Source organism: Dryocola clanedunensis subsp. sulfonylureivorans, from assembly GCF_016756775.1.
Lineage (GTDB): Bacteria > Pseudomonadota > Gammaproteobacteria > Enterobacterales > Enterobacteriaceae > Dryocola > Dryocola clanedunensis.
This window is the reverse complement of record NZ_JAERMU010000049.1, coordinates 1-11429: the sequence shown is the minus strand read 5'-3', so window position 1 is coordinate 11429 and position 11429 is coordinate 1. Positions and strand designations below refer to the sequence as shown.

11 protein-coding genes and 2 rRNA genes are annotated in these 11429 nt (G+C 50.2%); 9 read left to right on the top strand and 4 right to left on the bottom strand.

Annotated features, from left to right (window positions below):
- Positions 1–91 (top strand): 23S ribosomal RNA (locus HYQ67_RS23555); the annotation flags it as partial.
- Positions 92–197: 106 nt separating this feature from the next.
- Positions 198–313: ribosomal RNA gene (gene rrf / locus HYQ67_RS23550) — 5S ribosomal RNA — on the top strand.
- Between the two features lie 88 nt (positions 314–401).
- Here the strand turns inward: rrf and mobB are convergent.
- Together mobB and mobA are read right to left on the bottom strand one after the other, a co-directional pair.
- Entirely contained in the window at positions 402–908 is a 507-nt protein-coding gene (gene mobB, locus HYQ67_RS23545) for a molybdopterin-guanine dinucleotide biosynthesis protein MobB (protein ID WP_202308590.1), read from the bottom strand.
- Positions 909–1538 (bottom strand): molybdenum cofactor guanylyltransferase MobA, encoded by a 630-nt coding sequence (mobA, locus tag HYQ67_RS23540; protein WP_202308588.1) that lies wholly within the window; start codon positions 1536–1538, stop codon positions 909–911.
- Between the two features lie 24 nt (positions 1539–1562).
- Between mobA and HYQ67_RS23535 the strand changes: the two genes are divergently transcribed.
- The 3 genes from HYQ67_RS23535 (at position 1563) to dsbA (ending at position 3546) form a co-directional block, all read left to right on the top strand.
- Positions 1563–1832, top strand: coding sequence for a YihD family protein (locus HYQ67_RS23535; RefSeq protein WP_202308586.1), 270 nt, complete (start codon positions 1563–1565; stop codon positions 1830–1832).
- 76 nt (positions 1833–1908) lie between these two features.
- Entirely contained in the window at positions 1909–2895 is a 987-nt protein-coding gene (locus HYQ67_RS23530) for a serine/threonine protein kinase (protein ID WP_202308584.1), read from the top strand.
- A 27-nt stretch (positions 2896–2922) separates the two neighbouring features.
- Positions 2923–3546, top strand: coding sequence for a thiol:disulfide interchange protein DsbA (gene dsbA, locus HYQ67_RS23525; RefSeq protein ID WP_202308582.1), 624 nt, complete (start codon positions 2923–2925; stop codon positions 3544–3546).
- A gap of 12 nt (positions 3547–3558) precedes the next feature.
- On the opposite strand, the gene yihG is transcribed toward dsbA, so the two are convergent.
- Entirely contained in the window at positions 3559–4464 is a 906-nt protein-coding gene (yihG, locus tag HYQ67_RS23520; protein ID WP_202308580.1) for a 1-acylglycerol-3-phosphate O-acyltransferase, YihG family, read from the bottom strand.
- Between the two features lie 441 nt (positions 4465–4905).
- Between yihG and polA the strand changes: the two genes are divergently transcribed.
- Positions 4906–7692, top strand: a complete 2787-nt coding sequence (gene polA / locus HYQ67_RS23515) for a DNA polymerase I (protein WP_202308578.1) — start codon at positions 4906–4908, stop codon at positions 7690–7692.
- Between the two features lie 165 nt (positions 7693–7857).
- Positions 7858–7905 carry a small protein SpfP gene (spfP, locus tag HYQ67_RS24515; RefSeq protein ID WP_071892919.1) on the top strand — a complete coding sequence of 16 codons (48 nt, stop codon included), beginning with the start codon at positions 7858–7860 and terminating at the stop codon, positions 7903–7905.
- A gap of 84 nt (positions 7906–7989) precedes the next feature.
- On the opposite strand, the gene yihA is transcribed toward spfP, so the two are convergent.
- Positions 7990–8625, bottom strand: coding sequence for a ribosome biogenesis GTP-binding protein YihA/YsxC (yihA, locus tag HYQ67_RS23510; protein WP_202308576.1), 636 nt, complete (start codon positions 8623–8625; stop codon positions 7990–7992).
- A gap of 586 nt (positions 8626–9211) precedes the next feature.
- Between yihA and yihI the strand changes: the two genes are divergently transcribed.
- Together yihI and hemN are read left to right on the top strand one after the other, a co-directional pair.
- Complete coding sequence (gene yihI / locus HYQ67_RS23505; protein WP_202308574.1) at positions 9212–9727, top strand: Der GTPase-activating protein YihI; 516 nt, start codon at positions 9212–9214, stop codon at positions 9725–9727.
- Positions 9728–9917: 190 nt separating this feature from the next.
- Entirely contained in the window at positions 9918–11291 is a 1374-nt protein-coding gene (gene hemN, locus HYQ67_RS23500; RefSeq protein WP_202308572.1) for an oxygen-independent coproporphyrinogen III oxidase, read from the top strand.
- Positions 11292–11429: the final 138 nt, after the last annotated feature.

The following is an 11429-nucleotide window of genomic DNA, read 5'->3' as shown; positions in this document are numbered from 1 at the left end:
ACGTTGAAGACTACGACGTTGATAGGCTGGGTGTGTAAGCGTAGCGATACGTTGAGCTAACCAGTACTAATGATCCGTGAGGCTTAACCTTACAACACCGAAGGTGTTTTGGTGAGAGAGATTTGATTTTCAGCTGAATGTTCCAGATTTTAAGTTAATGGTTGCGTGAAAGCGTGACGGTTAGCGAACAGAATATGCCTGGCGGCACTAGCGCGGTGGTCCCACCTGACCCCATGCCGAACTCAGAAGTGAAACGCCGTAGCGCCGATGGTAGTGTGGGGTCTCCCCATGCGAGAGTAGGGAACTGCCAGGCTCCAAATAAGTGAAAAGCCCTGTACTCTGTACAGGGCTTTTTGCTGTCTGCGGTTTATAAAAAATGCCCGCTAAAGAGCAGGCAATACTCATTTCTTAAGCCATTCGGCAACAAAATCAGCAATTTCTTCCGGTGAATTAATATTAAGGACCGGTAGTCCTGCTTCAGTGATCGCTGTATCACTGACAATGGCAATCACGTTGCTGTCGATCGCCAGCTCATCCAGACCACGCCCAAGCCCCGCTCTGAATAGTAAAATCTTCGGTATCGCTTCATGCTTAAACCCTTCCACAAGGATCAGATCCAGTGATGCCGGGTCCATACGGCTTGCTAACCAGTGCAAATCCAACTCTTTCTGTTCCGGTGTTTCCGTCATTAAGGCCCAGCGATTTTGATTGGCGACTATTGTCTGCGATGCCCCCGCTTTACGAAGCTCGTAACTGTCTTTGCCTGGCTTATCGACATCAACATCATGATGCGTATGTTTGATTAACCCCGGACGTATCCCTTTTTCATTGAGTAATGGGATTAATTGCTTAAGCAGCGTGGTTTTCCCCGTACCGCTCCAGGCGGCAAAAGCCAGTAAAGGCACCATCTATTTGTTCTCCCACAAGGCAAGATCTTCAGGTGAATTAACATTAGCGAAGTTTTGTTGCTGCCCAGGGAAGAGCACGGCATGTCCGTCTGCTTCTTTCAGGAATACCATTACCCGGCGCTCACCAGCCGCCAGATAATTTTCTAATGCCGGAGCAATATTACGATGTACAAGCGCGAGCGTTGGATGATCGCGCTCTCCGTCATTTACCCACAAGGCAGAAAACTGCCCCTTTGATGCCCAGAGCTGATGGGCGAGATTTTCAGGGATATTGGGTGTATCGCAAGGACAAAACAGGAACCATTCGGCATCCAGCTGCTGCATCGCGGAAAGCATTCCTGCCAGTGGACCTGGGTAACCAGGTAAGGAATCGCTTAATACTTCATGCCCAAGTTTTTGATATTTTTCGATATTTCTGTTCGCGCTTATGACCACCTTGCCAACCTGAGGGGTGAGTTTTCTCACAATATGTTCAAACAGCGGCAAGCCATTCAATTTAATGAGCCCCTTGTCCTGCCCGCCCATTCTGGTTGCCCGCCCACCGGCAAGAATAACGCCAGTTACTTCCGTTAAACATGTCACTAATATCGCCTCTTTTAATGTGGGATTGAGCCTGCTAACGTGTGACATCTCGCAAGTGAAAGGAGCACTATCATGAAATGTAAGCGTCTTAACGAACTGCTCGAGCTGTTACAACCCGCGTGGCAGAAAGAGCCCGATCTCAACCTAATCCAATTTTTGCAGAAACTTGCTGAAGAGTCAGGCTATACCGGTGAATTAACCGATCTCACTGATGATGTGCTGATCTACCACCTGAAAATGCGCGACTCCTCAAAAGATGCTGTTATCCCTGGTATTAAAAAAGACTACGAAGAAGATTTTAAAACAGCGCTACTTCGCGCGCGCGGTGTAATTAAAGAGTAAAAGCTTGTAAGCCGGGCCACCTAAGCTGCCACGAAATGTTATCCTGAACTATTCGTATTAACAGTCGGTTGCCTGCATGACAGACAGCGCTTTCAATTTTCAGACTCTACATCCGGATACCATCATGGATGCCCTTTTTGAACAGGGTATACGGGTGGATTCCGGGCTGACCCCTTTAAACAGCTTTGAGAACCGCGTCTATCAGTTTCAGGATGAGGATCGCAAACGCTATGTGGTGAAATTTTATCGCCCCAACCGCTGGTCTGCAGAACAAATTCAGGAAGAGCATCAGTTTGCAGCAGAGTTGCTGGCTGATGAGGTTCCGGTTGCTGCTCCTTTATCTTATTCCGGTAATACTTTGCTTCGCCATCAGGGGTTTATGTACACGGTATTCCCTAGCCTGGGCGGACGGCAGTATGAAACCGATAATATCGATCAAATGGAGTGGGTGGGTCGCTACCTGGGTCGAATTCATCAGACCGGGCGCCGTAAGCTGTTTGCGGAGCGGCCCACTATCGGTATTGATGAGTATCTTCTTGAGCCAAGGGCTTTGTTTGAACAAACGAAGCTGATTCCTGCGGCGTTGAAAGCGGCTTTTCTTAAAGCTACTGATACGTTAATCGAAGAAGTTAAACTTCGCTGGCACGACCGGTTCGACTCTTTACGTTTGCACGGCGACTGCCATCCGGGGAACATCCTCTGGCGAGACGGCCCGTTATTCGTCGATCTTGATGATGCCCGTAACGGCCCAGCCGTTCAGGATCTCTGGATGCTGCTGAATGGCGACAAAGCCGAACAGCGTATGCAGCTCGAAACTATCATCGAAGCCTACGAAGAGTTCTCCCCCTTCAATTCAGATGAAATCGCCCTCATCGAACCTTTACGTGCCATGCGTATGGTCTATTATCTCGCGTGGATTATTCGTCGCTGGGATGACCCCGCTTTTCCCAGGAATTTCCCTTGGCTTACCGAGGAAGATTACTGGCGCAGTCAGACTGCAACTTTCACCGAGCAGGTCCGGGTTCTGCGTGAACCACCACTACAACTAACGCCAATGTATTAGTCAGTACTATTCAGGAGAGAAAGGAATATGAAAAAAATTTGGCTGGCACTCGCGGGTATGATTCTGGCATTCAGTGCCTCTGCTGCCCAGTTCACCGATGGTAAAGAGTACGTGACCATCGATAAACCCGTTGCAGGCGAACCGCAAGTATTAGAGTTCTTCTCTTTCTACTGCCCGCACTGCTACCAGTTTGAAGAAGTTCTTCACGTGTCTGATAACGTGAAGAAAAAGCTGCCGGAAGGCACTAAAATGACCAAGTATCACGTTGAGTTCCTGGGCCCGCTGGGTAAAGATCTGACTCAGGCGTGGGCTGTTGCAATGGCGCTGGGCGTGGAAGATAAAATCACTGCTCCTATGTTTGAAGCCGTGCAGAAAACCCAGACCGTACAAAACGTTGCTGATATCCGCAAAGTCTTTATCGATGCTGGCGTGAAGCCAGAAGAGTATGACGCTGCGTGGAACAGCTTCGTGGTGAAATCCCTTGTTGCTCAGCAAGAGAAAGCGGCAGCAGATCTGCAGTTGCAGGGCGTACCGGCTATCTTCGTTAACGGCAAGTATCAGCTGAATCCTCAGGGTATGGATACCAGCGATATGGATGCGTTCGTTAAGCAGTACGCTGACGTAACGAAATTCCTGGTCGAGAAGAAGTAAGTAAAAAGCCGGTCACTGACCGGCTTTCTTTTTCTTCATGATGCTATTCAACAGTGCATCTTTCTCGTGCCAGAGTGCATTGAGCCAGGTCTGAAAACGACGTTTAAACACCTTGTCATTCACATAATCCCCGTGCAGTTCTTCCTCAATAGGTATTAGCGAAACCCGCACCACTATTCTTGTCATCTTCCCTGACAGCATGTCATAGAACGGGGAATGTGTATTTTCGGGATAGCAAAGCGTCACGTTAAGGATCTTATCGAATTGTGGCCCTAAAACACTTAATGCCATCGCAATGCCTGCCGCTTTCGGCGGTAAAAGATTCTGGAATGCGGAACGTGTTTCAAGCACCTTTTCCGGGGTAAAGCGGGACCCTTCGACAAAATTTACGATGGTCGTTGGATAGACGCGGAATTTTTCACAGGATTTACGTGTCGTCTCGACGTCTTTACCGCGACGTTCCGGGTGTCGTAACAGGTAACCGCGTGAATAGCGCTTCATAAACGGCATATCCAGCGCCCAGCAGGCCAGGCCAATGAACGGCACCCAGGCCAGTTGCTGCTTAAGAAAGTATTTATTCATCGGGATATGATGGCGAAAAAGTACGCACAAAATCACGATATCCGCCCAGCTTCGGTGATTACAGATCAGTAAATACCAGCTTTTCTTACTTAGCCCTTCAAGCCCTTCTACATCCCATTTCAGAAACGGGTTCAGGCGAAGGAGTACCGCTAGTCCTTCGCACCAGCAGTACATCATAAAATTGGCAAACTTCGAGATAGCGCGCCAGATTGCAGGGAGGGGTAATAGCAGCTTAAAAATGCCAGCGATGATGATGGGCACGGAGCATATTACCGTCACCAGGATAGTTAGAGCGACACTCAACAATAAGGTGAATGCTGCAAGCAATCTCGACATAAATAATTATTTCATAAGGTGATTTTATAAAAGTGCCCAAAAGGCCGACAAGCCATGAATTTTATCAACTTTGCGTCCGGAGGATTATTCAAAAAGCCGCATAGGGTCTGAGCGGGATTACATTCGTAAGTCATTATGCTGCGTTTTGTTAAAAATTAGTTTTATATCCACATTTGGATAATCCAAAAAAAGCAACAGGTATAGATTTAACAAATCTATAAGCGCATGATTTTATTAAGAATAAATAACGCGATGCCGCTATGTTACATTAAGATATTAGATAGTTATAGAATTATGCACAAAGTTATCCACATTCTCGATCTTGCGTAAGATCGCAAGGATCGACAAATCTTTTTAGCTAATCGCCCGCAAAAGTTCATGTTTTTGGCCAGGCTATGGCATCCTTTAGCAATAAATTAAAACAGGCATGGAACGGACATTATGGTTCAGATCGCGCAAAACCCGCTTATCCTCGTTGATGGCTCCTCCTATCTTTATCGGGCTTACCACGCCTTTCCTCCTCTGACCAACAGCGCTGGTGTGCCTACCGGTGCGATGTATGGCGTACTGAATATGCTGCGTAGCCTGATCATGCAGTATCAGCCGACCCATGCCGCCGTGGTTTTCGATGCGAAAGGAAAGACTTTCCGCGACGAGTTATTTGAGCACTACAAATCCCATCGCCCGCCAATGCCGGACGATCTGCGCGCTCAGATTGAACCCTTACATGCCATGGTGAAAGCGATGGGGCTGCCTCTACTGGCGGTTTCAGGCGTGGAAGCGGACGACGTCATTGGCACGTTAGCGCTGGAAGCTGAAAAAATGGGCCGCCCAGTACTTATTAGTACTGGTGATAAAGACATGGCTCAGCTGGTCACACCGGGCGTGACGCTGATCAATACCATGACGAACACGATCCTCGGCCCCGAGGAAGTACAAACAAAATATGGCGTGCCGCCAGAGCTGATCATTGATTTCCTCGCGCTGATGGGTGATTCGTCAGATAACATTCCGGGCGTGCCGGGCGTGGGTGAAAAAACTGCACAGGCGCTTCTGCAAGGGCTCGGTGGCCTTGATGCGCTCTATGCTAACCCGGAAAAAATCGCTGAGCTGAGTTTCCGCGGCGCGAAAACAATGGCTGCCAAACTTGAGCAAAGCAAAGAGGTGGCTTATCTCTCCTATCAGCTGGCAACTATCAAAACTGACGTTGAGCTGGAGCTAACCTGCGAACAGCTGGAAGTGCAACAGCCGGTCGCTGAAGAGCTGCTTGGCATGTTTAAGCAGTACGAGTTTAAACGCTGGATCACAGATGTCGAAGCCGGTAAGTGGCTGCAGGCCAAAGGTGCTAAAGCTGCCGCTAAACCGCAAAAAACTATCGAAGTTGACGCCGAACCAGAAGAACCAGCCAATGCTCTTTCTTATGACAACTACGTCACCATTCTTGATGAGCAAGTTCTCGTTGAGTGGATTGAGCGCCTGAAGAAAGCTCCTTTCTTTGCTTTTGATACAGAAACAGACAGCCTTGATAACGTCAGCGCTCGCCTGGTGGGTATCTCGTTTGCAACTGAACCAGGCGTCGCCTGCTACATTCCGGTCGGCCATGACTATATCGACGCGCCGGATCAGCTTCCCCTCGAGCGCGTGCTGGAACTTCTTAAGCCAATACTGGAAGACGAAAAAGCGTTGAAAGTCGGTCAGAATCTTAAGTATGACCGAGGTATCGTAGGCAACTACGGCATTGAACTGCGTGGCATCGCTTTTGACACTATGCTTGAATCCTACATTCTGGATAGCGTAGCGGGTCGTCACGATATGGACAGCCTGTCCAACCGCTGGCTCGGCCACAAAACCATCACCTTTGAAGAGATCGCCGGTAAGGGTAAGAAGCAGCTCACCTTCAACCAAATCGATCTTGAGCAGGCGGGGCGCTACGCTGCGGAAGATGCGGATGTCACCCTGCAACTGCATCTGAAAATGTGGCCAAAGCTTGAGGAAAGTGCAGGGCCGCTGAATGTTTTCAATAACATAGAAATGCCCCTGGTACCGGTCTTGTCACGCATTGAACGTAATGGCGTGAAGATTGACCCGGCACTACTGCACATCCATTCAGAGCAGCTGACTAAGCGTCTGGGCGAGCTGGAACTCAAAGCGCACGAGATTGCCGGCGAGGTCTTCAACCTCTCTTCCACCAAGCAGTTGCAGACCATCCTGTTTGAAAAACAGGGCATTAAGCCGCTGAAGAAAACGCCGGGTGGAGCGCCATCCACGTCAGAAGAGGTGCTGGAAGAACTGGCGCTGGATTATCCGTTGCCTAAAGTGATCCTTGAATACCGGGGTCTGGCAAAGCTGAAGTCCACCTACACGGATAAGTTACCGCTGATGATCAATGAGAAAACCGGCCGCGTACATACCTCTTATCATCAGGCTGTGGCGGCGACGGGCCGTTTGTCATCGACCGATCCAAACCTGCAAAACATCCCTGTGCGCAACGAAGAAGGTCGTCGTATTCGCCAGGCGTTTATCGCGTCGCAAGATTATGTCATTGTTTCCGCTGACTATTCGCAGATTGAACTGCGTATCATGGCGCATTTGTCACGGGATAAAGGCCTGCTTACCGCCTTTGCGGAAGGAAAGGATATCCACCGCGCCACGGCAGCGGAAGTTTTTGGCCTGCCGCTGGACAGCGTTACTGGCGAACAGCGCCGCAGCGCGAAAGCGATTAACTTCGGCCTGATCTACGGCATGAGCGCGTTTGGCCTCTCCCGCCAGCTCAACATTCCGCGCAAAGAGTCGCAGAAATACATGGATCTTTACTTCGAGCGCTACCCTGACGTGCTGGATTACATGGAGCGCACCCGCCAGCAGGCGAAGGACAAAGGCTATGTTGAGACGCTGGATGGCCGCCGCCTGTATCTTCCGGACATCAATTCCAGCAACGGTGCGCGCCGCGCGGGCGCTGAACGTGCCGCAATCAACGCCCCCATGCAGGGAACTGCTGCGGACATCATCAAGCGCGCAATGATTGCCGTAGACGCCTGGCTGGAAAAAGATAAGCCGCGCGTGAAGATGATCATGCAGGTGCACGATGAGCTGGTGTTTGAAGTGCATAAGGACGACGTAGAAGCCGTTTCTGCAAAAATTCACGAACTGATGGAAAGCAGCATGAAGTTGGATGTGCCATTACTGGTAGAAGTGGGCAGTGGTGCAAACTGGGATGAAGCGCATTAATGCAGCAAATTTGATGTCACCTTTTTGTAACTAAGCAACATAAGTCATAGTTTTTTGTGATGACGCTTGAAGAATGCTGTGCAAACAGTGAAAAAAAACTACAAAAAATGCTTTTTCACGCGAATAAAAAGGAGTAAAGTTATTCGCGTAGGGTACAGAGGTAAGATGTTCTATCTTTCAGACCTTTTACTTCACGTAATCGGATTTGGCTGAATATTTTAGCCGCCCCAGTCAGAAATGACTGGGGCGTTTTTTATTGCGCGAAGCCAAAAAAAGACGGGATAACCCGTCTGTTTCTTACTCTTCCGGCGCTTCTTCTTCCACCGCTGGTGGGATGTCGTTATACCAGCTGTCCAGCTTCTGGCGCAGCTTATCAACACCGATTTTTTTCAGCGAAGAAAACACTTCAATTTCAATATTGCCGCCAAACGCGGCAGCTGCTTCGCGAACCATATTCAGCTGTGCTTTACGGGCGCCCGAAGCCAGCTTGTCTGCCTTGGTCAGCAAAATCATGACTTCGATATTGCTCGCGACAGCCCAGTTAACCATCTGCTGATCGAGATCTTTTAGCGGATGGCGAATATCCATCAGCACGACCAGACCTTTCAGGCTGTTACGCTTTTGCAGGTATTCACCCAGCGCACGCTGCCATTTCAGTTTTACTTCTTCAGGTACTTCCGCGTATCCATAACCCGGTAAATCCACCAGGCGTTTACCGTCAGCAACTTCAAAAAGGTTAATGAGCTGAGTTCGTCCAGGTGTTTTACTGGTACGCGCCAGGCCTTTCTGATTGGTCAGGGTGTTTAACGCGCTTGATTTACCCGCGTTAGAGCGGCCTGCGAAAGCAACCTCAATACCGATATCAGAAGGCAGGTGGCGAATATCCGGTGCGCTAAGCACGAAATGGGTCTGGTGATAGTTCCAGTTTGTCAAAAGGTTGTCTCCCTCAGGATGAGCATTGCGGGGGATTATACCTGAATGGGCAGAAAAGACCGTTTTTCTCGCGGCAGGGATGAGGCTTACAGTATTCACCCTGAGCCTTGTAAGACATTTGCCATTCTGTGTGTCAGACAATACGGAAAGTTTCGAATGAAATATTTTGCAAAATCATTACATAACATGCGGTTATTGGATTTGCACAACTGCAGGAGCTGTGTGAGACACCAATCATACCCTTGCCGTTTTTAAGGGTAAGCGTAAAGTACATCACACAGGCAAGGGAAGCCGGAAGGGATAACAACTCAGGACGAGGGTTCAGGAACGTCAGGATGACGGAGAACCAGGAACAGCCAGGAGGCAAACGTCCGGAGACGTAGTAAAGGGACAGGGAACCTAACAAGGAAAGTTATTGGCAACGGAAAGACAGGGTGTCGAACGCTAACACGGAATGTATGACCCAAATGGGTCGTGAGATAAGAAAAAAGGCGACAGGTTAATCTGTCGCCTTTTTTCTTTGCTTGCTTTCTGCTAGATTCCGCCGCAATTCTATACTGAATAAAACGGCTTAAGAAAACTCACCATGAAGCAACAAAACTCAGCAGCACCCGGCAGCAAAACCGCAAAAGTCCGTCGTAAGTCTCGCGAAGAAGTCGATCAGGAAGCTCGCGAACGAAAGCGTGCGAAAAAACACCGTGGCCATTCTGCGGGCAGCCGGGCTAGCGGCAGCAGCCAGGCGCAGGGCGGTAAAGGCTCCTCACAGGCAAAAGATCCACGAATTGGCAGCAAAAAACCTATTGCTCTGGGTGTGACCGAAGCCCCGGCGGCGAAACCTAAACAGCACAAACCAAAAAGCGAGAAACCTATGCTAACACCACAGGCTGAGCTGGATTTGCTGGAGAATGATGAACGCCTGGATGCGCTGCTGGAACGCCTGGAAGAGGGCGAAGCATTAAGCGCTGAAGAGCAAACGTGGGTGAATGCCAAACTCGACCGCATCGATGCGCTGATGGCTGAGCTGGGCATCGCTTATGAAGATGACGAAGAAGAAGAAGACAAAGGCGACGATTTAATGCGTCTGCTGAAGGGCGGTAACTAGCGTTTACGCTCATGGGATTACCTGTTTTTCTCATGGTTATTCCGCTGGTGTGTTATCTGCTGTGGTTATTCGTTAAACTACGGCGGCTGTCGCGAGTGCAGAATTTGTTGCGCCGCAGGCTCAATGCCCGAGGAGTGGGCGGGCCGCGAGCGCTGCGAAAACGCGGGCGGCACCATCGGAAGGAGTGAGTATGTCTGAGCAGTTAATCGACTGGGATCTGGCCCTGATCCAGAAATACAATTATTCAGGGCCGCGTTACACCTCTTACCCTACCGCGCTGGAGTTCTCTGAGGACTTTGGCGAGGGGGCATTTTTGCAGGCGGTTGCTCGTTATCCTGAGCGCCCGCTTTCGCTGTATATCCATATCCCGTTCTGCCACAAACTTTGCTACTTCTGTGGCTGTAATAAGATTGTCACCCGGCAGACCCATAAAGCGGATCAGTACCTCGACGCGCTGGAACAAGAAATAGCCCATCGTGCACCGCTGTTTAAGGACCGTCACGTCAGCCAGATGCACTGGGGCGGTGGCACCCCTACCTACCTTAGCAAAGCGCAGATAAGTCGCCTGATGGGGCTGCTACGTAGCCATTTCGACTTTAACGAAGATGCTGAGCTGTCCATTGAAGTGGATCCCCGCGAAATTGAGCTGGATGTGCTCGATCACCTGCGTGAAGAGGGCTTCACTCGCCTGAGCATGGGCGTACAGGATTTCAACAAAGAAGTGCAGAAGCTGGTGAACCGCGAGCAGGACGAAGAGTTCATCTTTGCCCTGATTAACCGCGCCCGCGAGCTGGGCTTCACCTCGACCAATATCGATCTGATTTACGGCCTGCCAAAGCAGACGCCGGAAAGTTTCGCTTTCACCCTGAAGCGCGTGGCCGAACTGAGTCCGCATCGCCTGAGCGTCTTCAACTACGCCCATCTGCCAACCTTGTTTGCCGCACAGCGGAAAATTAAGGATGCGGATTTGCCGAGCGCCCAGCAGAAACTGGATATTCTGCAGGAAACCATCGGTTCGCTAACCGCGTCAGGCTACCAGTTTATCGGTATGGACCATTTTGCCCGCCCGGACGACGAGCTGGCCGTGGCCCAGCGTGAAGGTAAGCTTCACCGCAACTTCCAGGGCTACACCACGCAGGGCGATACCGACCTGCTGGGCATAGGGGTTTCTGCGATTAGTATGATCGGGGATTGTTACGCTCAGAACCAGAAAGAGCTTAAGACCTACTATCAGCAGGTTGATGACCGAGGTGATGCGCTATGGCGCGGTCTGGCCCTGACTCGCGACGACTGTATCCGCCGCGACGTGATTAAGCTGCTGATCTGTAACTTCCAGCTCAACTTTGCGGACGTAGAAAAACTGTGGGATGTTGATTTTGCGGAGTATTTCGCAGAGGACCTGAAGCTGTTAGCCCCGCTGGCTAAAGACGGGCTGGTGGAGGTTGACGAGCACGGCGTTCAGGTCACGCCGAAAGGCCGTCTGCTGATCCGTAACATCTGCATGTGCTTCGATGTTTACCTGCGGCAGAAAGCAAGGCTTCAGCAGTTCTCACGGGTTATCTGATTTGTGTCGGATGGCGCTGCGCTTATCCGACCTTGTATTATTCCCCCTGTTCAGAGTAAACCGGCCAGTTTATTCTGAACGCAGTCCGGACGTCGTATCCGACCTTAGGCTCTCAAGTCTGTGGTGTAGATTTTAACG